Raw genomic sequence first — 23120 nt, forward strand, 5'->3', positions numbered from 1 at the left:
GCGTTGCCGAAACTGATGATCATCGTCGGCAGCGTTCACGAAGGCCGGATCGCGCTGCCCATCGCGCAGTGGGTCCGCCGCGCCGCCGAGGCCGACGGGCGCTTCGACGTCGACTTCGCCGACCTGGCCGAGATCGACCTGCCGCTCATGGACGAGCCGAACCATCCGCGGCTGCGCCAGTACACCAAGGCGCACACCAAGGCCTGGAGCAAACGCGTCGACGACGCGGACGCCTTCGTCCTCTGCTTCCCGGAGTACAACTACAGCTACGGCCCGGCCATCAAGAATGCCCTGGACTACCTCAACGCCGAATGGAACCGCAAGCCCGTCGGCTTCGTGAACTGGGGCGGCAACTCCGCCGGCACGCGCGCCCAGGTCGCGCTGCGGCCCGTCGTCGGCGCACTCGGCCTGGTCATCACCAAGGGAAACGTGGAGATCAACTTCCCGCAGCAGCAACTCGTCGACGGCCGGTTCGAGCCGAACGAGCAGCAGGCCGCCGTGCTGCAAGCCCAGCTCGACGAGATGCTGGCGCTCGATCAGGCGCTGCGGCCGCTGCGCTGACCACCGCCCTCTGCTACAGCGCGAGCACGACGACGAGCAGCAGTACCAGTGCCGCGGCAATCGCCCCGGCGACCACGAGGCCGGGGCGTCGCTGCCAGAACGGCGCGTCGGTCGGCGCCGGGCGCTGCGGCGCAACGGCTGCCGGAGCGGGCCGCTGCTGCACCGCCGGGCCGTGTGTCGGCGGCGGAGCGGGCACATACGAGCGGGGGAAGGCGCCGGTGCGCATCCGCGGCGCCGTCGGAGTGGCCAGGGCCCACAACGGCGGGGCGCCGTCGGGCCGGTGGATCCGGCCGGTCAGGACCTGTTCGGGGGTCGAGCGCGTGGCCCGCGCGGCGATCTGGGCCAGCTCGTCGCGCGCCTGCGCCATCGTCGGCCGCTTGGCCGGGCTCGGGGTCAACATCGCCAACAGGACGGGCTCCAGCGCCCCGGCGTTCTCCGGCGGTCGGATCCGGGCGCGCGCCACGGCGTCGAGCAGTTCGGCGACATCCTCGCTCGTGCCGAACGGCGGGGTGCCCTCGAGCATCGTGTAGATCGTCGAACCGAGCGCGTACACGTCGGAGGCGTCGCTCGGGGCGGCGCCGCGCGCCACCTCGGGGGCGAAGTAGGCGGGGGTGCCGGAGACGAGGTCGCCGTCGTCGCCGTCCTCGTCCTTGAGCTGGGCGATGCCGAAGTCGGTGAGCTTGACCCGTCCGGCGTCGCGGCCCGTGTTGGCGATGAGGATGTTGCCCGGCTTGATGTCACGGTGGATGAGACCGGCGTCGTGCGCCGCGGTGACGGCGGCGGCGACCTGCGCGCCGATCTGCGCGGCGTCCGACGGCTCGAGCCGGCCCACGACGTGCAGCACCTGGGCGACGTTGCGCGCCGGCATGTACTCCATCACGAGCCACGGGGTGCCGCGGTCGACGGCGACGTCGTAGACGGCGATCGCATTCGGGTGTGCGAGTTTGGACGCGACGCGCCCCTCGTGCAGCGCCTTGGCCCGCACGGCGTCGGCACTGGCCTCGGGCATGCCCTCGAGGGTCACGATCTGTTTGATGGCGACGTCGCGGCCGAGGAGCTGGTCCTTGGCCAACCACACCGAACTCATCCCGCTGTCGCTGATGCGCGACTGCAGCCGGTAGCGGCCGGCCACGAGGTATTCGGGGCCGGGCACGGCCTGCGGGAACGTCACGCGCTGAGTATAGGTGGCGCTCAGGCGGCGGTTGCGCGGCCGCGTCGCCGCGTGCGCAGCCCCTCGGTGACCACGCCGCCGCGCGGCGCGAAGAGGTAGACGGCGAAGAACAGGATGCCTTGCGCGAGGACGACCATGCCCCCGGCGGAGGTTTCGGCGTAGAACGACACGTAGAGCCCGACGATGCCGCACAGCGCGGCGAGCGCCGGCGCGATGACCAGCATGCGGCCGAAGCGGTCGGTGAGCAATCGGGCGGTCGCGCCGGGGATGATCAGCATCGCCACGACCAGGACGACGCCGACCACCTGGAGCGCGGTCACCGCCGTCAGGGCCAGCAGGCCCAACAGCGTCGCGCCGAGCAGGCGCGGGTTCAGGCCGATCGCGAAGGCGTGCGACGGATCGAAGGCGTACAGCGTGAAGTCGCGGCGCTTGAGGATGAGGACGGCCGCGACGATCGCGCCCAGGATCGCGATCTGCCACACGTCGGCGGTCGAGACGCCCAGGACGTTGCCGAACACGATGTGGTTGAGGTCGATCTGGCTGGGCGTGATCGAGACGAGCACCAGGCCCAGTGCGAACAACGTCGTGAAGACGATGCCGATGGCGGCGTCCTCCTTGACCCGGCCGCGGTCGCGCACCGCCCCGATCAACGCCACCGCGAGCACGCCGAACACGATCGCACCGAGCGCGAACGGCGCCCCGACGATGTAGGCGAGCACCACGCCGGGCAGGACGGCGTGGGAGACGGCATCGCCCATCAGCGACCAGCCGATGAGGACCAGCCAGCACGACAGCAGGGCGCAGACGATCGACGCGATCAGCGTCGCGATCATCGCGTTGGTCATGAACCCGAAGCGGAACGGTGCGGCGAAGAATTCCAGCAGTGCGCCCATCAGCGGCTCCCGTCGCCGAGCGGGTCGAGGCCGAAGATGCGGATCAGGCTCGACGGCGTCATCACCTCGTCGGGCTGACCCTGGGCGAGGACCCGGTTCTGCAGCAGCACGGCCTGATCGGCCAACTGCGGTACCGACTGCAGGTCGTGGGTGGAGATCAGGACGGTCGAGCCGGACGTGGCCTCGTCGCGCAGCAGCGCGGTGATCGCCGCCTGAGAGCGCAGGTCGACGCCGGCGAACGGCTCGTCGAGCAGCAGGACGCCGGCCTCCTGGGCGAGGGCGCGGGCGACGAAGGCGCGCTTGCGCTGGCCGCCGGACAGGTTGCCGATCTGGCGGTGCTGCAGATCGTCGAGGTCGACCCGGGCCAGCGCCTCGTCGACGGCGGCGCGGTCGGCCGGGCGGGGCCGCCGCAGGAACCCCTGGCGGCCGTAGCGTCCCATCATCACGACCTCGCGCACCGAGAGCGGAAAGGTCCAGTCGATGTCCTCGGCCTGCGGGACGTAGGCGACCGCGCCGGAGCGTCGGGCGACCGCCGGTGTCATGCCGTCGATGGTGACCGTGCCGGCATCCGGCGCGATCACCCCCATGATCGTCTTGAACAGGGTGGACTTGCCCGAGCCGTTCATGCCGATCAGCGCGCAGATGTCGCCGCGCTCGACGGTGAGCGTGACGTCGTCGAGGGCGAGGACCTCGCCGTAGCGCACGGTCGCCGAGCGCACCTGCAGGGCCGGGGTCATTGCGGTGCCCCCCGACGCAGGCTGTCGGCGATCAGGCGGGAGTCGTGGCGCAGCAGGTCCAGGTAGGTGGGGACCGGGCCGTCGGCGGTCGAGAGGGAGTCGACGTAGAGGGTGCCGCCGAAGCGCGCATCGGTGGCGGCGACGACCTGGCGCATCGGCTTGTCGGAGACGGTGGACTCGCAGAACACGGCCGGCACCTTGTTGGTGCGCACGAAGTCGATGGCCGACACGATTTGGCGGGGGACCGCCTGCTGCTCGGCGTTGACCGGCCAGATGTACTTCTCGGTCAGCCCGGCGTCGCGCGCCAGGTACGAGAAGGCGCCCTCGCAGGTGACCAGGGCGCGCTGTCGGGCGGGTACGGCGTGCAGGGCGGCGAGCAGGTCGGTCTGGACCCCGTGCAGCCGCGCCCGGTAGGCGTCGGCGTTGGCGCGGAAGACGGCGGTGCCCGCCGGGTCGAGGGTGGTGAAGGCACGCACCAGGTTCTCGACGTAGACGCTGGCCGCGGCCGGGCTCATCCAGGCGTGCGGGTTCGGCTTGCCGCGGTAGGCGCCCGACGCGATGGGGATGGGCGCGATCCCGTCGGCGAGGGTGGCGCGCGGGGCGCGCAGGTCGCGGGTGAAGCGGTCGAACCAATGGTCCAGGCCGAGTCCGTTGGTGATGATCAGCGACGCGCCGGCGGCTTTGCGGATGTCGCCGGGGGTGGGCTCGTAGCCGTGGATCTCGGCGCCCGACTTGGTGATCGACTCGACCTGCAGCCGGTCGCCGGCGACGTTGGCCGCGATGTCGGCGAGCACGGTGAAGGTGGCGACGACGAGCGGCTTGTCGTCGGGCGGGCCGGGCGGCGGTGCGCACGAGCTCAGCGCGACGACGGCCAGCGCTGCAGCCGTCGCACCCCACCACCCTGATTTCGACACCTCGATATCATAACTTCGGGAAGCCGAACTTTCGAATCGTGCTAACTGCCGACGGCCTTGACCAGGTAGGCGGCCGCGCTCGGGACGGGCTGGACGATCGTCACGGTGGACGTTTTCGCGATCTCGTCGGCGGCGGCGCTGAGCGGCCCGCCGCCGATGATCACAGATTTCGCCCCATTAGCCGTGCACTCGTCGATTGCCGCCGAGAGCGTCGTGATGGCCAACTTCGGGTCGGCGGCCACCTCCTCGGCGGTGGCGCTGGTGAACCGCAGCCCGGTGAAGGGTGCGGTCTGGTTGGCCCTGACCAGCGCCTCCAGCGACGGTCCGAGCTCCTTGGTGGTGGTCACCATGCCGAACGGCTCGCCGTCGGCGCCGGCAGCGAGGACGGCCGCTCCGCCGATGCCGATGATCGGGATGTCGTAGACCTGGCGCAACTCGTCGACGCCCGGATCGCCGATCGCGGCGACCATGATGCCGACGGTCTGTTCGTCCACCGACTTCTTCGCCGCGTCGACGACCTGCGGCACGCTGGCCGCCAGCGCCGCGGGGTCCACGATGACGCTCGGACCTTCGGCGGCAGTCGCCCCGACGGCGGTCAGGCCGGAACCGGTCAGCTGCTGGTTCGCCAGCTTGGTCATGGTGTCGGTGGTGCCGGTGTTGGTGTTCGGGTTGATGACGAGGATGTGCTTGGTCGCGGGCATGCCTCGACGGTAGGCGTCGAGGCATGCCCGCGGGCCGACTTGGCCCGGGAACTCACGCGCCCAGGCGCTGCTCCTCGCCGCGCACGTCGGCGGGCAGGTCCTCGAACGGGTCGCCGAGCCCCAGGTGCTCGCGCAGGGTGTTGCCCTCGTACTCGGTGCGGAACAGGCCGCGCCGGCGCAGTTCGGGCACCACGTAGTCGACGAACTCGTTGAACGTCCCCGGCGACTGTGCGCTGGACACGATGAACCCGTCGGCTTCCCCGCCCCGGAACGACTCCTCGATCTGGTCGGCGACGTCGCCGGCCGTGCCGACGAACTGCGGCAGCAGCACGCCCTGGGCGTAGAGCTTGCCGATGTCGCGCAAGGTGAGCTCGTCCCGCTGCGACAGCCGTCGGGCGACGTCGAACAGTCCCTGCGTGCCGCTGACGGTGATGTCCTCCACGGGTGCGTCCAGGTCGTACTGGGAGAAGTCGTGGTCGGTGTGCACCGACAGCGTGATGAGCCCGGAGATCGGGTCGGCCAGCTCGTTGTGGAAGGCCTGCTTCTCCCGGGCGATCGACTCGGTCTCGCCGATGAACGGGATGAAGGACGGGAAGATCTTGACGTGGTCGGGGTTGCGGCCGAAGTTCGACGCCCGCGACTTCACGTCGTCGTAGTAGGCCTTGCGCCCCTCCGGCGTCGGGTCGATCTCGAAGATCGCCTCGGCCCAGCGGGCCGCGAAGTTCCGCCCGGTGTCCGACGACCCCGCCTGGATGAGCACCGGTCGGTGCTGCGGCGACCGCGGCTGGTTGAGCGGGCCGCGCGAGCGGTAGTGGGTGCCGTCGTGGTTGATCGCGTGGATTTTGTCCGGGTCGGCCCACACGCCGGACTCCTTGTCGGCCCGCACCGCGTCGGCGTCCCAACTCGACCACAGCTTGACCGCCGTGCTGACGAACTCCTCGGCCAGCTCGTAGCGCCGGTCGTGTGCGACATGCTCGTCGAACCCGAAGTTCTGCGCCTCGGCCTGGGAGAGCGAGGTGACGATGTTCCAGGCGATCCGGCCGCGCGTCAGGTGGTCGAGGGAGCCGAAGACGCGCGCGACCTCGTAGGGGTGGAAGTAGGTCGTGGACTTGGTCACGGCGATGCCGAGCTTCGAGGTGACCGCGCCGATGCTGGCCGCGACCAGGCTCGGGTCGATGGTCGCGGCGGCCTGGGTGCCGCGGCGGAACGGCTCGGACTGGTCGCCGCCGAATCGCACGGGGGCGGCCAACAGGTCCGCGAAGAAGGCGAAGTCGAAGGTGCCGCGCTCGAGGATGCGGCCGACGCGGTGATAGTGGTCCGGGCCGAAGTAGTCGGTCTCCGAGCCGGGGTGGCGCCATGCGGCGTGCGAGTGGGTGACCGGCGAGGCGATGAGAAAGCCGCCGAGGTGGAGTTGGCGCTGGGTTGGCATGGTGTGTCCTTGGATCGGTGGTCGGTGTGGTCTCCATGCAAACCCGGGCCGGGTGGCGCGGTCGACCTTGAGCCCACGCTGATCCCAAGGCCCGTTGACTTTGAGTAGAACATATGTTCGGATACCGGCATGCGGTGGGCGGAGCAGGCGATCGAGGTCGACGACGGCGGGCTGCCCGGGTTGGGGCGGGCCGATCTGGTGCGGACGGTGACCACCCCGGAGTTCGAGGGCGTGACCTTCCACGAGGTGTTGTGCCGCTCGCTGTTGAACCCGGTCCCGGTGTCGTCGGGGATGCCGTTCCGGTTCAGCGTGAACACCTTTCGCGGCTGCACCCACGCGTGCCGCTACTGCTTCGCGCGGCCGACGCACGAGTACCTCGACTTCGACGCGGGGGAGGACTTCGACCGCCAGATCGTCGTGAAGCTGAACGCCGCGGCCGTGCTGCGCAAGGAGCTGCGCCGACGGTCGTGGTCGCGCGAGGTCGTCGGGCTGGGCACCAACACCGACCCGTACCAGCGCGCGGAGGGCCGCTATCGGCTGATGCCGCCGGTCATCTCGGCGCTCGCGTCGTCGGGCACCCCGTTCTCAATCCTGACGAAGGGCGCGCTGCTGCGGCGCGACCTGCCGCTGCTGCGCCAGGCGGCCGACGTCGTCGACGTCTCGCTGTCGGTGTCGTTGGCGATGGTCGACGGCGAGCTGGCGGGGCAGTTGGACCCGGGCGCCCCGTCGCCGCGAGCACGGCTGGAGATCGTCCGCGCGCTCGCCGAGGCCGGCTTCGCGCCGCATGTGATGATCGCGCCGGTGGTGCCGTACCTGACCGATTCGGCCGCCCAGCTCGACGAGCTGCTGACCGAGCTCGCCGCCGCCGGCGCCGTCAGCGTCTCGGCGATCCCGCTGCACCTGCGCGGCTCGACGCGCGGCTGGTTCCTGCAGTGGCTGGCCGACGCCCATCCGGCGCTGCTCAAGCGGTATCGCGGGCTCTACGGGCATGGCGCGTACGTGTCGCGCGACTACTCCCAGCGCCTCGCCGAGCGGCTGCGGACGCTGGTTCCGCGGCACGGCCTGGTGGGACAGTCGGGACCGGTGTCGACTGATGGGACTCCTGTGATTTCGACGCCCGACGCACCACCTGCGACGATGCCGGCGCCAACCCTCTTTTAACGCCCTGACCTGCGCTGACGCTCCCTCTTGCGCACTGTCGGACCTTCGGTCTACAGTCTCCTGTATCGAATAACTGTTCGATGAAGTTCGGCCCTTCCCGACCGGCTTCGCACGCGGAGAACGCACGCGGTGAACCACGCGTGAGCACGGTCGGGAGAGAGCTATGGGCGAGGCGGAGGCGGCCCCCACGGTCGCGCAACTGCGCCAGGCGATGGCCAGGGTGGGGGCGACGGCGGGTGCCGCGGCGCAGCGGATGGATGACGGCGTCGGATCGGGGGAAGACGGTCCGACGGCCGGGGTCCTGGCGGTGCCCGCCACCCTCGCCGAGCTGTTCCCGCACGGCGGCTTGGCGCGGGGGAGCGTGGTGTCGGCGGCGGGCTCGGGTTCGCTGCTGCTGTCGCTGATCGCCGCCAGTAGCGCCGCCGGGGCGCAAGTCGCCGTCGTCGGACTGGGGCGGCTCAGCATGCTCGCCGCCGCCGAGATGGGGGCGGACCTGTCGCGGGTGGTGCTGGTCGCCGACCCGGGAACCGATCCGCTGCAGATCGCGACGATCCTGCTCGACGGGATGGACCTGGTGGTGCTGAACCTGCGCGGCCTGTCGGTGCCGCCGTCGCGCGCCAAAGTGCTGGCCGCCCGGGCGCGGCGCAACTCCACGGTGCTGCTGGTCGTCGACGGGCGGTGGCCGGGTGCCGCGGCACACCTGTCGGCGCGGGTGAGCGGCTATCGGCGCGGGGCCCCCGGTGCTCCGCGCTGCGGGTACGGGCGGATCGACGGGTGGGACCTCTCGGTGTCGGTGCGGGCGCGCAGTCGTCCGCCGCGCAGCGCGCAACTCGTCGCCGGCGCCGAGAATCGGGCCGGCTGATGGCCCGCCGAGTGCTGGCGGTGTGGGCCCCGGACTGGCCGGCCGTCGCCGCTGCCGTCGAACGGGACCTGTCGCCCGACGTGCCGGTCGCCGTCCTGGTGGCGGGTCGGGTCACCGCCTGTTCGGCGCCCGCGCGGCGCATGGGGATCCGCCGCGGCATGCGCAAGCGTCAGGCGCAGTCGAACTGTCCCGAGCTGGTGATCGTCGCCGACGACCCCGACCGCGCCGGCCGGCTGTTCGCCCCGGTGGTCACCGCCGTCGCCGCGGTGCTCCCGTCGACGGAGGTGCTGCGTCCCGGGCTGTTGGCCGCGCCGACGTCGGGGATGCGCTACTTCGGCTCCGAGGAGAACCTGGCGGCCGCGGTGGTCGAGGCGGTCGCCGATGTCGGGGCGGAGGTACAGCTCGGCATCGCCGACCAGATGTTCACCGCGGTGCTGGCGGCCCGTCGCGAGCGGTTCGTGCCGCCGGGCGGCGATGCGGAGTTCTTGGCGCCGCTGCCGATCCGGGAGCTGGCGGTCGAACCCGCACTGGGCGGCGACACCCGCGACGAGCTGGTGGACCTGCTGTGGCGGTTGGGGCTGCGCACGGTGGGGGCCTTTGCCGGCCTCGACGCCGCCGACGTCGGCAGCCGGTTCGACGCGGAGGCCGTCCTGGCCCACCGGCAGGCATCGGGCCAATCGGGGCGCGCCCCGTCGGGACGCCCGCCGCAGCCGGAGCTGGTGGTCGAGCACTCCTGCGATCCGCCGGTGACGCGCATCGACGAAGCCGCCTTCCTCGCCCGCCGGTTGTCGGCGCAGCTGCACGAGAGGCTTGCCGCGGCGTCGGTGTCGTGTACGCGGCTGGCGGTGCGCGCGCGGACCGAGCGGGGGCAGGAGAACTCCCGGATCTGGTGCTGTGCGCTGCCGTTGACCGCCGAAACCACCGCCGACCGGGTGCGCTGGCAACTCGAGGGGTGGCTGACCGAGGGGGCCGTCGGCGGCGCGGGGCCGGATTCGCCGGTCATCGAGCTGGTGCTGGAGCCGGTCGAGGTGTCGGCCGGCGCGGGACTGCAGTACGAGTTGCCGGGACCGGGGGCGTCGAGCACCGACGGACCGCGCGCGGACCGCATCCGCCGCGCGCTGGTGCGGGTGCAGGGGCTGCTCGGCGCCGATGCGGTGATGGTCCCGGTGCGCGGCGGTGGTCGAGGGCCGGCCGAGCAGATCACCCTGATCCCGGCGGGGGAGTCGGCGGTGCCGGCGCTCCCGCCGGATGCGCCCTGGCCGTCGCGCCTGCCCGAGCCGACGCCGGCCGTGCTGGTCGACGCCCCGGTGGCGGTGTGCGACGACGAGGGCACCCCGGTCGCGGTGACCGTCCGCGGGGCGTTCAGCGGTGAGCCGGTGGTCGTGACCAGTGGAAGCCACCGGTGGTCGGTGCGCTGGTGGGCCGGGCCGTGGCCGTGCGGGCTGTCCGGCGACGAGGTCGTGGCACGGGCGCAGGTCCTCCTCGACGACGAGCGGGCCCTGCTGCTGCGCTTCGGTCCGGAAGGGCAGTGGTGGGTCGAGGGGGTGTACGAGTAGCTACTGGTGTCGATCCTCGACGGTTACGTGCACCGGTGCGACGTCGGCGATCGCGACCAGGGCCTCGGTGATCGATTCCTTGACGCCGGGGCTCCAGGCGGCCGCATGGAACGCGCTCTCGGGCGGGACATCGAGGAGGTTTCCTGATGCGCGCCGCTCCCACGACGTCGCCGTCGCCGGATCGGTGGTCACGACGACGATGTAGTGCTGCTTGGTGCTGCCGATGCGCTGCTTGACGACCTGGGTGTGGCTGTAGACGGAGGTCACCTGCGCCCAGGGCACGTACCACTTTCGCCACAGGCCCTCCTCGCCGGCCAATCCGGTGCGGCTGACCTGGAGCACGATGCGCCGCCGGATCAGGGCCCAGATGCCGAGGAGGCCGCACAAGCCGAAGAAGGCGATGCACAGCCAGGAAATGAAGGCTCCGCCGGGCTCGTCGTCGCCCTCCTCCAGCATCAGCAGACCGACGGCCACGAACGCCCACGGCCCGACCAGGTAGACCAGGAGGGCTTTGGGGGTGATGCGATCGATGGCGGTGAAGGTGGGCTGTGTCATTTCCCGAAAAGCCTAGCGAAGGCGATGCCGCACGAACACATGTTCGATAAACTGGAGTGATGGGGTGGCACAACGGCCCGCCGACGTGGGCGGAGATGGAGCGCGTGCTGTCCGGGCGGTCGAGCTCGGGCAAGAATGCGCGCCCGGGGGAGAGCTTCCCGCCGCCCTATGACCAGCACGTCGACGACGAGGGCGTGCCCGACGGCGGCGACGGTCCGGCGTGGTCGCGCAAACGGGAGGCGTATCTCGCCGACGAGACGGTGCGCCCGATCCGCTCGGCCGTCCCGTTCGCCGAGTTGCACGCCCACAGCGCGTTCAGCTTCCTCGACGGGGCGTCGTCGCCGGAGGAGATGGTCGAGGAGGCCGTCCGCCTCGACCTCAAAGCCCTCGCGCTCACCGACCACAACGGCTTCTACGGGGTGGTCCGCTTCGCCGAGGCGGCCCGCGAATTCGGCCTGCCGACGGTCTTCGGCGCCGAGCTCTCCTTGGAGCGGGACGCCGCACGGACTGGCGTCCCCGATCCGCCCGGCGAGCATCTGTTGGTCCTGGCGCGCGGGCCGGAGGGCTATCGACGACTGTCCCGGGCGATGGCGACCGCCCACATGCGCGGCGGGGAGAAGGGGCTGTTGCGCTACGACCTCGATGAGCTGTCCGACGCGGCGCGACACTGGCTGATCCTCACCGGGTGCCGCAAGGGCGCGGTGCGCCGGGCACTCGAGCGCGGCGGCCCCGATGCCGCCCGGCGTGCGCTGGCCGAGCTGGTCGAGCGGTTCGGCCACGACAACGTCGCCGTCGAATTGACCTCCACCGCCCAGCCCGACGACGACGAGCGCAATGCGCTGCTGGCCGGACTCGCCGCCGAGGCCGGCCTGCCGGTCGTCGCGACGACCGGCGCGCACTTCTCCGGTCCCGACCGTCGACGACTGGCCATCGCCATGGCCGCGATCCGCGCCCGTACCGACATCGAGACCATCGACGGCTGGATGCCCGGCGTCGGGGGAGCGCACCTGCGCAGCGGCGACGAGATGGCCCGACTGCTCTCGGCCCACCCCGAGGCCGTCGACAACGCGGCAGCGCTGGCCGCCGACTGCGCCTTCGAACTCGGCCTCATCGCCCCGCAGCTGCCGCCCTTCGACGTCCCCGCCGGCCACACCGAGATCACCTGGCTGCGCGAGCTGACCTACCGCGGTGCGCGTCGTCGCTATGGCACGCCCGACGAGCGGCCGGCCGAGTACCGGCAGATCGAGCATGAACTCAGAATCATCGAGCAACTCGACTTCCCCGGCTACTTCCTCGTCGTCCACGACATCGTCGACTTCTGCCGCACCCACGACATCCTCTGCCAGGGGCGCGGCAGCGCGGCCAACTCCGCGGTCTGCTTCGCCCTCGGCATCACCTCGGTCGACCCGGTCGCCAACCACCTGCTCTTCGAGCGCTTCCTCTCGCCCGAGCGCGACGGCCCGCCCGACATCGACGTCGACATCGAGTCGGACCGTCGGGAGGAGGCGATCCAGTACGTGTACGGCAAGTACGGCCGCGACTACAGCGCCCAGGTCGCCAACGTCATCACCTACCGTCGCCGGTCGGCCGTGCGCGACACCGCCCGCGCCCTCGGCTACGCCACCGGGCAGCAGGACGCGTGGAGCCGGATGCCCGACGAGGCGCCCGCCGACGTCATCGCGATGGCCGCCCAGATCAAGGGGCTGCCGCGGCACCTGGGCATCCACTCCGGCGGCATGGTGATCTGCGACCGGCCCATCGCCGACGTCTGTCCGACCGAGTGGGCGCGCATGGAGAACCGCAGCGTCCTGCAGTGGGACAAGGATGACTGCGCGGCCATCGGACTGGTGAAGTTCGACCTCCTCGGCCTCGGCATGCTGTCGGCGCTGCACTACGCGATCGACCTGGTCGCCGAGCACAAGGGTCTCGACGTCGACCTGGCGCGGATCGACATGACCGAGGCCGCCGTGTACGACATGCTGTGCCGCGCCGATTCGATCGGCGTCTTCCAGGTGGAGTCGCGCGCCCAGATGGCGACGCTGCCCAGACTCAAGCCGCGCACCTTTTTCGATCTGGTCGTCGAGGTCGCCCTCATCCGGCCCGGTCCGATCCAGGGCGGCTCGGTGCACCCGTACATCCGTCGCCGCAACGGGCTGGAGGAGGTTCGTTACGACCATCCGGCGCTGGCGAACTCCCTCGAGCGCACCCTGGGCATCCCGCTGTTCCAGGAGCAGCTCATGCAGATGGCCGTCGACATCGCCGGGTTCAGCGCCGCTGAGGCCGATCAGCTGCGCCGCGCGATGGGTTCCAAACGCTCGCCGGAGAAGATGGCCGCGCTGCGCCAGCGCTTCTTCGACGGCATGGAGCGGTTGCACGGCATCACCGGCGAGACGGCCTCGCGCATCTACGAGAAGATGGCGGCTTTCGCCAACTTCGGTTTCCCGGAGAGCCACTCGCAGAGCTTCGCGTCGCTGGTCTTCTATTCGGCGTGGTTCAAGCTGCACCACCCGGCGGCCTTCTGTGCCGCGCTGCTGCGGGCGCAGCCGATGGGCTTCTACTCGCCGCAGTCGTTGGTCGCCGACGCCCGGCGGCACGGCGTGCAGGTGCACCGCCCCGACCTGGGCGCCTCGCTGCCGCACGCGACCCTGGAGGAACAGGGCACGCAGGTGCGGCTCGGACTCGCCGGGGTGCGCGGCGTCGGCGACGAGGCGGCGCAGCGGATCGTCGACGAGCGGGAGGCACACGGGCCCTTCCTCGACCTCGACGACGCGGCCGCCCGGGTCGAGTTCGAGCCAGGCGCAGTGGGAGGCGCTGGCCAGTGCCGGCGCGCTGGACTCCTTCGGGATGAGTCGACGCCAAGCGTTGTGGGCGGCGGGGGAGGCGGCCCGGCGGCGACGCGACCAGTTGCCGTTGGCGTCGGGATCGACCCCGCCGGAGCTGCCGGGGCTCTCCGCGGTCGAGTTGGCGTCGTCGGACGCGTGGGCCACCGGCATCACTCCGACGAGCTATCCGACGCAGTACCTGCGCCCACGGCTGCGGGCACTCGGCGTGGTGCCGGCCGATCAGCTGCTGTCCGTCGACGACGGCGACCGCGTCCTGGTCGCCGGGGCCGTCACGCACCGGCAGCGTCCGGCGACGGCGTCGGGGGTCACCTTCATCAACCTCGAGGACGAGACCGGCATGGTCAACGTCGTCTGTTCGGTCGGGCTGTGGCACAAGTACCGCGAGCTGGCGCACACCGCGTCGGCGCTGGTGGTCCGCGGCAAGGTGCAGAACGCCGAGGGTGCGGTCACCGTCGTCGCCGACCGCCTGCAGCGGCTGGACCTGCGGATCGGCACCCGGTCGCGCGACTGGTGCTGACTTCGCGCGATGTTAGGTTCGAGTCGTGAGCCCCGACGAGAAGCGCAGCGGGTGGCGATACCGGCCGCGCCACGCCGAGCCGTGGACGTGGTCGTCGTGGGCGAAGCGAACCCGACAGGGTCTGTGGCATGAGCTCGAGTGGCGGCTGGAGAACCTCCTGGTCAGCGCACCCAGCATCGTCACCTTCGTCGGGGGGCTGCTGGTCGGCGACTGGATGGCGGGCTGATGGACGACGGTCAGAAGAGCAGGTGGTGGTGGCTGGAGGCCTACTTCACCGGCCGGTTCTCGATGTGGGTGACCTACCCGATCGTCGCCTTCGCCATCGGTTTCCTCCTTGCCTACTTCCGGGGCTAGACCGCCCCGTCGAACCCGTGCTGCCGCCAGGCCTCGTAGACGGCGAGCGTCGCCGAGTTGGCGAGGTTGTGGGAGCGACGGTCGGGCAGCATCGGGATGCGCAGCTGGTCGGTGATGTGCGGGTCGGCGAGCATCTCGTCGGACAGGCCGGTCGGTTCGGGGCCGAACATGAGGACGTCGCCGGGCCGGTACTCGACGTCGGTGAAGAACGTCGTCGCGCGGGCGGTGAAGGCGAAGACCCGCTCCGGCTTCAGCGCCGCCCACGCCGCCTCCAGGTTTGGGTGGACGGTCACGTGCGCCATCTCGTGGTAGTCCAGGCCCGCTCGCTTGACCTGGGCGTCGGTCATCTCGAAGCCCAGCGGTTCCACCAGGTGCAGCTCGCTGCCGGTGTTCGCGGCGAGCCGGATCGCGTTGCCCGTGTTGGGCGGGATGCACGGCTCGACGAACAGGATGCGGAACACGCTCGCACGTTAGCAGCCCGGCCCCGCAGAACCGGCGCGCCAGCATGGAAGAATGACACCGTGACTGCGACACGACTCGATGGCATCGCCACCCGCGACGAGATCTTCACCGACCTGGCCGCACGCGTCGAGCGGCTCAAGGCCGCCGGCATCGAGCCGGGGCTGGGCACGATCCTCGTCGGCGACGATCCGGGGTCGCACTCGTACGTCAAGGGCAAGCACAACGACTGCGCGAAGATCGGCGTCAACTCGATCCGCCGCGACCTGCCCGCCGACGCCACCACCGAGCAGCTCAACGCCGCGATCGACGAGCTCAACGCAGACCCCGCGTGCACCGGCTACATCGTGCAGCTGCCGCTGCCGAAGCACCTCGACGAGAACGCCACGCTCGAGCGCATCGACCCGGCGAAGGACGCCGACGGCCTGCACCCGATCAACCTGGGCCGCCTGGTCCTCGGCGAGGCGTCGACGCTGCCGTGCACCCCGCGCGGCGTGATCCACCTGCTGCGCCGCTACGACATTCCGCTCGACGGCGCCCGCGTGACCGTCATCGGCCGCGGCGTGACCATCGGCCGTCCGATCGGCCTGCTGCTGACGCGGCGCAGCGAGAACGCCACGGTCACCCTGTGCCACACCGGCACCAAGGATTTGGCCGCCGAGACCAAGCGCGCCGACATCATCGTCGCTGCCGCCGGCGTCGGCCACCTGATCACCGCCGACATGGTGGCGCCCGGCGCCGCGGTCGTCGACGTCGGGGTGAGCCGTGGCGACGACGGCAAGCTCGTCGGCGACGTCCACCCGGACGTGTGGGAGGTCGCGGGCGCGGTGTCGCCGAACCCCGGCGGCGTCGGCCCGCTGACCCGCGCGTTCCTGCTGGTCAACATCGTCGAGCGCGCCGAGGCGCAACTGGCGGCCCAGGGAGCCTGATGACGCCCCCCGACCTGACCAACGCCGAGCGCGCCAGGAAGCTGCGCCGCGCCCGGGTGCGCCGGTGGTACGTCATGCAGATCCCGTACTTCGTCGTCCTCGGCGTGGTCGGGGTGGCGGGGGTTTTCGTGATGGTGGACCGCTGGCGCCGCGGTGCCTTCGTCTTCGGCGGGGCCCTCGCCCTGGCGGCGGTCCTGCGGGCGTTCCTGCCGAACGGCCGCACGGGTCTGCTTCAGGTGCGCAGTCGACCGTTCGACGTCGCGGCCCTGGCGACGATGGCCGCCGTCGTGCTGTGGATGGCGTTCACCATCGACCCGTTGGGGACGCGGTAAGCGGTCAGCGACGGGCGAGGGCGACGGTCTGGCGCAGGAGGTCGGCCATGGCGTCGAACTCGATGAGGAAGGCGTCGTGCCCGTACACGGACTCGACGACCCGCAGGCCCCCGACGCAGTTGCCCAATCCCGCCGCGAGCTCCTCCTGCAGGCGCAGCGGGTAGAGGCGGTCGGAGTCGATGCCGCCGACGATCACCGGGGTGGTGCACGAGGCGAGCGCCTTGGGGACGCCGCCGCGACCGCGGCCGACGTCGTGGTTGTTCAACACCTCGGTCAGCGCGACATACGACGCCGGGTCGAACCGGGCGATGATCTTGTTGGCCTGGTGGTCGAGGTAGCTCTGCACCGCGTAGCGGCCGTCGTGCAGCGGGTCCTCTTGGCCCTGCGGCGAGTTGGCGAACCGGTTGTCGAGCTCGAGCTCGTTGCGGTAGGTCAGGTGCGCGATCCGGCGGGCCACGCCCATGCCGACGGTCGGGGACTGGCCGGTGCCGTGGTAGTCGCCGCCCTGCCAGGCGGGGTCGGCCTTGATGGCCGCGATCTGCGTGGTCTGGGTGCCGATCTGGTCGGCGGTCGCGCGGGCGCCGACGGCGAGGACGAGTGCGGCGCGGGTGCGGTCGGGGTAGGTGATGGCCCATTCCAGCGCGCGGGCACCGCCCATCGACCCGCCGACGGCGGCGGCGAGCGACGTGACGCCGAGTTCGTCGAGCAGGGTGGCCTCGGCGCGCACCTGGTCGAGCACAGTCAGCGTCGGGAAGCGCGAGCCCCACGGCTTGCCGTCGGGAGCGGGGGAGGAGGGGCCGGTCGAGCCGCTGCAGCCGCCGAGGACGTTGGCGGCGATGACGCACCACTCGTCGGTGTCGAGTGCGGCGCCGGGGCCGACGAGCCCATCCCACCAGCCGGGGGCGGCGTGCTTCTCGTCGGCAGGACCGGTGATGTAGGTGTCGGCGGTGAGCGCGTGCAGGACCAACACGACGTTGTCGCGCGCGGCGTTCGGCTTGCCCCAGCGCGAGAACGCCATGGTGACGTCGGGGATCGTCTCCCCGCCGTCGAGCTTGATGTCGCCGACCTGGATCTGGTGCAGCGATCCGTCGGGCGTCTGCGCCCACACCGGCTCAGCCGCCGACACCGATGCGGACTCGTCCACATCGTGTCGGCGGCTGTGCAGGATGGTCACTTCAGCCTCGCTGATTCTGCTGCCCTATCCCTTGGCGGCTGCGAAGCCCTGCTCGAGGTCGGCGAGGATGTCGTCGATGCCCTCGATGCCCACCGAGAGGCGGACGAGACCGGGGGTGACGCCGGCGGTCAGCTGGTCTTCGCCGGACAGCTGGCTGTGCGTCGTCGACGCCGGGTGGATGACCAGCGAGCGGACGTCGCCGATGTTGGCGACGTGGCTGTGCAGGGTCAGAGCGTCGACGAACTTCTTGCCCGCCTCGACGCCGCCGGCCAGCTCGAAGCTGATGACCGAGCCGGCGCCCTTGGGCAGCAGCTTGTCGGCGAGCTTCTTGTACGGCGACGAGTCGAGGTCGGCGTAGTAGACCTCTTCGACCTGCGGGTGCTTGACGAGGAAGTCGGCGACCTTCTTGGTGTTCTCGACGTGACGCTCCACGCGCAGGCTCAGGGTCTCGATGCCCTGCGCGATGAGGAAGGCGTTGAACGGCGAGATGGCCGAGCCGGTGTCGCGCAGCAGCTGCACGCGCGCCTTGAGCGCGTAGGCCGGGGCGCCGAGGTCGACGAACTTGACGCCGCCGTAGCTGGGGTCCGGCTCGGTGAAGCCCGGGAAGATGTCCTTGCCGTCGCGCTGCGCGGTCCAGTCGAAGGTGCCGCCGTCGATGATGACGCCGCCGATGGTGGTGCCGTGGCCGCCGATCCACTTGGTGGTCGAGTGCACGACGATGTCGGCGCCGTGCTTGAGCGGGTTGAGCAGGTACGGCGTCGCGACGGTGTTGTCGACGATCAGGGGCACGCCGTTGCGGTGCGCGACCTCGGAGACGGCCGGGATGTCGAGGACCTCGATCTTCGGGTTGGAGATGGTCTCCGCGAAGAACGCCTTGGTGTTCGGCTTGACCGCGGCCTCCCACGACTTCGGGTCATCCGGGTTCTCGACGAAGGTGGTCTCGATGCCGAACTTCGGGAGCGTGTGGAGCAGCAGGTTGTAGGTGCCGCCGTAGAGGCGCGGGCTGGCGACGACGTGGCCGCCGGCCTCGACGATGTTCTGGATCGCGTAGGTCTCCGCGGCCTGGCCCGACGCCAGCAGCAGGGCGGCGACGCCGCCCTCGAGGGCGGCGAGGCGCTGCTCGACGGCATCCTGCGTCGGGTTCATGATGCGGGTGTAGATGTTGCCGGGCTCGGCCAGGGCGAACAGGTTCGCCGCGTGCGTCGTGTCGTTGAAGACGTACGACGTGGTCTGGTAGATCGGCAGCGCACGCGCGTTCGTCGTGGCGTCCGGGCCCTGGCCCGCGTGGATCTGCTTGGTCTCGAAGCTCCAGGCGGCCGTGGGGTCGTCGGGGGTTTGCGACATAGCTCTGATTACCTTCCGGTCGGTTCGGGATCACCCGAAACACATGGGGTCCGACCGTCGGACCCGCGCTTGCCGTGCGGGTTATCCACACGACCAGGTCATCACCCGGAGCACCCCACCGCGGTTGGAGGGTTGCCGGTCAGCGAGCCGGGGCTTGGCGCTGACGCTCTGGACCTGACACAAGGATATAACACGCGATTCGGTCACTTTGACGGGTCTGGAATCAGGGTGGGCCGAACTTAGGTCACCCTGTGACCTGACCCGCGAGTAAGGTGCTTGTGTAATCCAGCTCACAGTGTTTACATTGGCGAAGCCCAGTTGTGACAGTCTGCGTGATCAGTCCTCACGTGAATCGCTTCTGCGACCGGGTGCATGTCTACAGGGAGACGCAGGGAGGCGTTGACATGTCGATTCCGGTTGTCGGGGACGAACAAGCACCAACAACGACCAAATCAGCGTGGAGCGGCGCCAAGCGCGCGACCGCGATCGCCGGCATTGCCGGTGCGATGGCGCTGGGAGTGTCGTTGGCGAGTCCGCCGCGGGCTTTCGCTGCTTGCGAGCCAGCAACGGTCATTGTGCCGGGGACCAACGATCCGGGTGGCCGCATTATGGCCCAGTATGCGAACCAGGCAAGGGCGGCTGATCGGGTCGTTGTGACGGCCACGTATCCGACGACACTTTGGCCTGCGGGTCGCGTCGGCTATGACCGCGATGTGCAGTTGGGCTACAACGCGACCATGAATCACGTCAAGGCGCTGCAGAAGGGCTGCCCGGGTCGAGACATTGAGATTGTGGGCTACTCGCAAGGTGCTCGTGTCGCGGGTGACGTTCTGAGCGATATTGGCAACCACCGAGTGGGCGGCGTGAGCGACGATGGCATCTCCGGTGTCCTGTTCTCCGACCCGCGGCAAGAGGGGCGGTCCGGGTTCGCTGGCCGTGGGATCGAACTCAGTTTCCTTGGTGTGATTCCGGGCTTGACCATGCAGGGCTCTCGAGAGAATGGATTTGGCGACCTAGCCCCACGTGTTCAGACCATGTGTAGCCAGGGCGACGGAATTTGCTACCTGGCCGATCCCATCAAAGATCCCCTGGGTGCGATCGATTCACTCGTCGGCTACTTCGTCAAGCACGGTGACTACCCGATCAACGGCTGGCTGCGAAACCCCAACACCTGGGGCAATATCACACGCGACTGTGTGCAGGCGCCCAACAACGGCGGCAACGTTTGCATGGTCCATCAGCCGTCCTCGATCGGACGCCTACTTGGCGGCCCGGACATCTACGGCATGGTCCAGAGTGTCGTGAACCTGAACTGGCTCGCGCCGGGTGTTGGCATCAGCAGTCTGCAACCGCTGATCAGCCTGGCCTACTCGATTCTTCCGCCGCTGCCATATTTGACGCAGCACTCCGGCGGCTATCTCCCGGACGCGATGTTGATCGGGGAGATGTCCGGACCGAACGCGGCAGACGCGTGGGCCCGATTCGGATTGGCCTTCGCGTCTATGGCGCTGATCCCGGTCAACGGCGCGATCTACTGGACCAACCGCCTGGGCTCGCTGGTGGGCATCCCCGAGCTGATTCCCAGCCATGTCGGGAACATCCCGGTCGGCCAAGCTCCGTGGGACCTGGGCTCGATTCCGGGTGACCCCGTCGCGTATCCGCGGGCTGGCGCTTTCGGTCCGGTCCTGCCCGGGCTCGACGCCTGGTTCAAGAAGTACGTCGGCAACCCGCTCGGCAATCTGGGTGACTCGCTGGGCTTCTCGCAGCGCGCTGCGGCCGAATCGACGAACAACGCAGTGCTCGCGCGCGCCGCGCTGGACGAGGTTCAGGCCTCGCCGGCGGTGATCCAGGCGGAGAAGCTGGCGCCGCAGGCGGCGACCGTTCTCGCATCGTCTGATGCGCCGGGTGCCGAGTCGACCGATACGCCGGCTCCGGCTGCTCGAGGTGCGGGGAACGTCGACAAGTCGTTGACCGCAAGGACTCAGCGGCCGGCGCCGACGCTGACGGACGTCGGCACGACTCCGCCCGCCCCGGTCACGACGCCGCCGCCTGCGCCGGTGACGACGAACCCGCAGGCCCCGGTGACGACGAACCCGCCCGCACCGGTGACAACCCCGCCGCCGCCGGTCGTGACCACGCCGCCGCCGGTGACGCCGAGCCCGGTGCCCACGCCGAGTCCGGTGCCGACACCCGACGCTCCGGTGCCGTTCACCCCGGCGCCCCAGCCCACGGTGGTGCCGCAGGCGCCGGTTGTACCGACGCCCGCCGCGCCTCCGGCTCCGGCCGCGACCGCGCCACCGCAGACGAATATGGCACCGCCGCCGGCTCGGTCAGGGGGCTTCGGATTCTCGCCGTTCGGCTCTGGCTCGCCGACTCAGGGTGGCGGCTCTGGAACCGCCGGCGGAGGTGCCGCCGGCTAACCACACAAGTGTGACCTGACCCCGGAGTAAGATAACTATGTGATTCAGGACATAGTCCGCTAAAGTGAACACGTACTTATCCAGATCGCAAAGGTGCAGCCCACCGGTGCGGTCGCTCCGGGGAAAGGCTTGTGCCGTGCAGCAAGCGCCTAATCAAGAAGCGTCGGTCGCCGAGGGGTCGAAGTCGACGAAGTGGACCACCGCGAAGCGCGTCGGAGTGCTGTCTGCCATCGCAGCGGTGTTGGCGCTCTTCGGCGCGGTCTTGAGTCCGCCGAACCAGGCGTGGGCGGCGTGTGACGGCGTCATCGTCGTACCCGGCACCGGGGACACGAACTACGGCAACTCCGGTGGAGTGCAGTACGGCTCGCAGGCTCAAGTGATCAAGCGGGCCACGGACAAGGGCAAGGACGTCACGGTTGTCGAGTACCCGACAACGCTGTGGCCGGCCGGCGGCGTCGGGTTCGACAAGGACGTGGCAATCGGAAACCAGGCGACCATGAAAGCCGTCGCCGAGTACATGGCCAAATGCCCAGACGGCAAAGTAGAGGTCGTCGGCTATTCCCAAGGCGGCCGCATTGCCGGTGACGTTCTGTCCGATATCGGCAATGGTCGCTACGACGACTACGGTCTGGAGCCCGACGAGATCGATGCGCTCAAGAAGGCCACCGAGGAAGGACGAATTTCCGGGACGCTGTACTCCGATCCCCGTCAGGTCGGCGTCAGTGGATTCGATGGTCGCGGCATCGAGACCAGCTTTGTGGGTGTCATTCCCGGCCTGACCATGAGTGGGCCGCGCGAGAACGGGTTCGGTGACCTGAGCGGCAATGTTCGGACGCTGTGCAGCCAGGGCGATGGCATCTGCTACCTCGCGGACCCCATCAAGGATCCGCTGGGCGCGATCGACTCGTTCCTGGGCTACTTCGTCAAGCATGGTGATTACCCACTGAAGGGATGGATGGCCGTAGACCCCGGGGGAGCCCCCGGAACGACAGTTGGCTGGGAGAACGGCCTCGCCGACGCCACCAGCGTGAAGTGCGAGGATCGGGGTGCCAACGGACGGGTCTGCGTTGCGGAACGCCCGTCGACCGTCACGCTGCTGCTGCGCGACCTTGCCTCGTCGCTCGGTGTCGATCCCAACTCGGTGCCGGACATCTACCGCCAGGTCCAAAGCGTCCTCAACCTGAACGGCGTCCTGCCGAACGTGGGCGTCGCCAGTCTGCAGCCGGTGGTCAAGCTGATCTACAGCGCGCTGCCGCAGCTTCCGTACCTCACCTACCACGCGGGTGGTTACCTGCCGGACCTGTTCGCCGCACTTAATCTGGTGACCGGCATCGGACCCGCGCTCGGTGGCGACACCACGCAGCTGGTCGCGGCGGCCACCGATATCGCCCGGAGCGTCGGCAGCATCCTGGCGATCCCGGTCAACGGCGCGATCTACTGGGGCAACCAGGTCGGCGGCCTGTTCGGCCACCCCAACCTCATGGGCAAGCAGTGGTCGATCGGGTTCATTTCGGCCGAGGAGGGGCCGGGGCACTACCCGTTTGACCCGTACCCGGGCAACTGGAGCCCTTCTGGCGCGGGTTCCGCACTGCTCGCGTCGGGCCCGGTGACCGGAGCGCCGGTTATCGAGGCGCCGACCAAGGCCGAGCTCGTGGCGACTGTGAACAAGGCAGAAGAGTCGAAGGTCTACCAGACGGCGCTGCGGCAGGAGGCGGTCAACGCCGCTGGTGCAGGTGCTTCTGATTCGACTTCACCGGGCGTTGCCGACCGTGCGGCCAACCGTCGCGGGGCGTCGACCCAGCGCGGCACGGATACCGCGACGACCGTCCCGCCGACGACCCCGGCGCCCACCACGCCGGCCCCCGCGGCACCGACTCCCGCGGCGCCCGCGCCGACGACTCCGGTGCGGCCTGCCCCGACGTACCCGCGATCGGTTCCGACCTTCCCACGGCCGGAGCTGCCGAAGTACACGCCGCCCCCGGTGCCGAGGTACACGCCGCAACCGCCGGCGTACACGCCGTCGGTCCCGACGGTGCCGCAGTACACGCCACCGGTCGCACCGTCGCCGACAGTTCCGGTGCCCGCCGCGCCTACGCAGGCCGCGCCAACCGCTCCTGCTCCGGTCGCGCCGGGACCGGTCGTCGGTCAGGTCTCACCCGGCCAGCCTGCCGGGTAGGCGTCATATGTGAGGTAGCGCATAGTCGGTTA

The 23120-nt window shown here is 70.2% G+C and carries 21 protein-coding genes, 1 pseudogene and 1 riboswitch; of the genes and pseudogenes, 11 read left to right on the forward strand and 11 right to left on the reverse strand.

Going from position 1 to position 23120, the window contains the following annotated elements; all coding sequences use genetic code 11:
* The first annotated feature begins 3 nt into the window (after nt 1-3).
* Nucleotides 4-561: an NADPH-dependent FMN reductase gene (locus tag QM728_RS04420; RefSeq protein WP_415030837.1), complete on the forward strand. Its 558-nt coding sequence runs from the start codon at nt 4-6 to the stop codon at nt 559-561.
* 13 nt (nt 562-574) lie between these two features.
* Here QM728_RS04420 and QM728_RS04425 read toward each other — a convergent pair whose 3' ends face one another.
* From QM728_RS04425 to QM728_RS04450, 6 genes are read right to left on the reverse strand one after another with little or no spacing between them, the layout of a single operon-like run.
* Nucleotides 575-1732 carry a protein kinase domain-containing protein gene (locus QM728_RS04425; RefSeq protein ID WP_415030838.1) on the reverse strand — a complete coding sequence of 386 codons (1158 nt, stop codon included), beginning with the start codon at nt 1730-1732 and terminating at the stop codon, nt 575-577.
* 20 nt (nt 1733-1752) lie between these two features.
* Nucleotides 1753-2625: a metal ABC transporter permease gene (locus QM728_RS04430; protein ID WP_415030839.1), complete on the reverse strand. Its 873-nt coding sequence runs from the start codon at nt 2623-2625 to the stop codon at nt 1753-1755.
* Nucleotides 2625-3362 (reverse strand): metal ABC transporter ATP-binding protein, encoded by a 738-nt coding sequence (locus QM728_RS04435; protein WP_415030840.1) that lies wholly within the window; start codon nt 3360-3362, stop codon nt 2625-2627. The genes QM728_RS04430 and QM728_RS04435 overlap by 1 nt, the downstream gene beginning before the upstream one ends.
* Nucleotides 3359-4276, reverse strand: coding sequence for a metal ABC transporter substrate-binding protein (locus QM728_RS04440; RefSeq protein WP_415030841.1), 918 nt, complete (start codon nt 4274-4276; stop codon nt 3359-3361). The genes QM728_RS04435 and QM728_RS04440 overlap by 4 nt, the downstream gene beginning before the upstream one ends.
* 41 nt (nt 4277-4317) lie before the next feature.
* Entirely contained in the window at nt 4318-4977 is a 660-nt protein-coding gene (locus QM728_RS04445; protein ID WP_415030842.1) for an aspartate/glutamate racemase family protein, read from the reverse strand.
* Nucleotides 4978-5029: 52 nt separating this feature from the next.
* The gene (locus QM728_RS04450; RefSeq protein ID WP_415030843.1) at nt 5030-6406 is read right to left on the reverse strand and encodes an LLM class flavin-dependent oxidoreductase; all 1377 of its coding nucleotides are present in this window, start codon (nt 6404-6406) and stop codon (nt 5030-5032) included.
* Between the two features lie 129 nt (nt 6407-6535).
* Here QM728_RS04450 and QM728_RS04455 point away from each other — a divergent pair, with 129 nt between their 5' ends.
* The 3 genes from QM728_RS04455 (at nt 6536) to QM728_RS04465 (ending at nt 9985) form a co-directional block, all read left to right on the forward strand.
* On the forward strand, nt 6536-7567 hold the full coding sequence (locus QM728_RS04455) for an Rv2578c family radical SAM protein (RefSeq protein ID WP_415030844.1): 1032 nt from the start codon (nt 6536-6538) through the stop codon (nt 7565-7567).
* 163 nt (nt 7568-7730) lie between these two features.
* Nucleotides 7731-8429, forward strand: a complete 699-nt coding sequence (locus QM728_RS04460; protein ID WP_415030845.1) for a hypothetical protein — start codon at nt 7731-7733, stop codon at nt 8427-8429.
* On the forward strand, nt 8429-9985 hold the full coding sequence (locus QM728_RS04465; RefSeq protein WP_415030846.1) for a DNA polymerase Y family protein: 1557 nt from the start codon (nt 8429-8431) through the stop codon (nt 9983-9985). The genes QM728_RS04460 and QM728_RS04465 overlap by 1 nt, the downstream gene beginning before the upstream one ends.
* Here QM728_RS04465 and QM728_RS04470 read toward each other — a convergent pair whose 3' ends face one another.
* Nucleotides 9986-10540, reverse strand: coding sequence for an STM3941 family protein (locus QM728_RS04470; RefSeq protein ID WP_415030847.1), 555 nt, complete (start codon nt 10538-10540; stop codon nt 9986-9988). It abuts the gene before it with no gap.
* Nucleotides 10541-10599: 59 nt separating this feature from the next.
* On the opposite strand from QM728_RS04470, the pseudogene QM728_RS04475 reads away from it, so the two are divergent.
* From QM728_RS04475 to QM728_RS04485, 3 genes and pseudogenes are all read left to right on the forward strand, one after another.
* Nucleotides 10600-13900, forward strand: a pseudogene (locus QM728_RS04475) (error-prone DNA polymerase).
* 25 nt (nt 13901-13925) lie between these two features.
* The gene (locus QM728_RS04480) at nt 13926-14126 is read left to right on the forward strand and encodes a hypothetical protein (protein WP_415030848.1); all 201 of its coding nucleotides are present in this window, start codon (nt 13926-13928) and stop codon (nt 14124-14126) included.
* Nucleotides 14126-14254, forward strand: a complete 129-nt coding sequence (locus QM728_RS04485; RefSeq protein WP_415030849.1) for a hypothetical protein — start codon at nt 14126-14128, stop codon at nt 14252-14254. Before QM728_RS04480 ends, QM728_RS04485 begins: the two co-directional genes overlap by 1 nt.
* On the opposite strand, the gene QM728_RS04490 is transcribed toward QM728_RS04485, so the two are convergent.
* Nucleotides 14251-14715 carry a tRNA (cytidine(34)-2'-O)-methyltransferase gene (locus QM728_RS04490; protein WP_415030850.1) on the reverse strand — a complete coding sequence of 155 codons (465 nt, stop codon included), beginning with the start codon at nt 14713-14715 and terminating at the stop codon, nt 14251-14253. The genes QM728_RS04485 and QM728_RS04490 overlap by 4 nt on opposite strands.
* Nucleotides 14716-14775: 60 nt before the next feature.
* Here QM728_RS04490 and QM728_RS04495 point away from each other — a divergent pair, with 60 nt between their 5' ends.
* The gene (locus tag QM728_RS04495; RefSeq protein WP_415030851.1) at nt 14776-15642 is read left to right on the forward strand and encodes a bifunctional methylenetetrahydrofolate dehydrogenase/methenyltetrahydrofolate cyclohydrolase; all 867 of its coding nucleotides are present in this window, start codon (nt 14776-14778) and stop codon (nt 15640-15642) included.
* Nucleotides 15642-15974 (forward strand): DUF3017 domain-containing protein, encoded by a 333-nt coding sequence (locus QM728_RS04500; RefSeq protein WP_415030852.1) that lies wholly within the window; start codon nt 15642-15644, stop codon nt 15972-15974. Before QM728_RS04495 ends, QM728_RS04500 begins: the two co-directional genes overlap by 1 nt.
* Before the next feature lie 4 nt (nt 15975-15978).
* Here QM728_RS04500 and metX read toward each other — a convergent pair whose 3' ends face one another.
* Entirely contained in the window at nt 15979-17139 is a 1161-nt protein-coding gene (gene metX / locus QM728_RS04505; protein WP_415032832.1) for a homoserine O-acetyltransferase MetX, read from the reverse strand.
* Between the two features lie 33 nt (nt 17140-17172).
* Entirely contained in the window at nt 17173-18492 is a 1320-nt protein-coding gene (locus tag QM728_RS04510) for a bifunctional o-acetylhomoserine/o-acetylserine sulfhydrylase (protein ID WP_415030853.1), read from the reverse strand.
* 60 nt (nt 18493-18552) lie between these two features.
* Nucleotides 18553-18667: riboswitch (SAM riboswitch) on the reverse strand.
* A gap of 229 nt (nt 18668-18896) precedes the next feature.
* On the opposite strand from QM728_RS04510, the gene QM728_RS04515 reads away from it, so the two are divergent.
* On the forward strand, nt 18897-20912 hold the full coding sequence (locus QM728_RS04515) for a cutinase family protein (protein WP_415030854.1): 2016 nt from the start codon (nt 18897-18899) through the stop codon (nt 20910-20912).
* Nucleotides 20913-21065: 153 nt separating this feature from the next.
* On the opposite strand, the gene QM728_RS04520 is transcribed toward QM728_RS04515, so the two are convergent.
* Nucleotides 21066-21218 carry a hypothetical protein gene (locus tag QM728_RS04520; RefSeq protein ID WP_415032911.1) on the reverse strand — a complete coding sequence of 51 codons (153 nt, stop codon included), beginning with the start codon at nt 21216-21218 and terminating at the stop codon, nt 21066-21068.
* Here QM728_RS04520 and QM728_RS04525 point away from each other — a divergent pair.
* Nucleotides 21151-23088: a cutinase family protein gene (locus QM728_RS04525; RefSeq protein ID WP_415032833.1), complete on the forward strand. Its 1938-nt coding sequence runs from the start codon at nt 21151-21153 to the stop codon at nt 23086-23088. The two genes, QM728_RS04520 and QM728_RS04525, sit on opposite strands and share 68 nt — an antisense overlap.
* Nucleotides 23089-23120 lie beyond the last annotated feature (32 nt).

Source organism: Gordonia sp. (in: high G+C Gram-positive bacteria), from assembly GCF_047602025.1.
Classification (GTDB): domain Bacteria; phylum Actinomycetota; class Actinomycetes; order Mycobacteriales; family Mycobacteriaceae; genus Gordonia.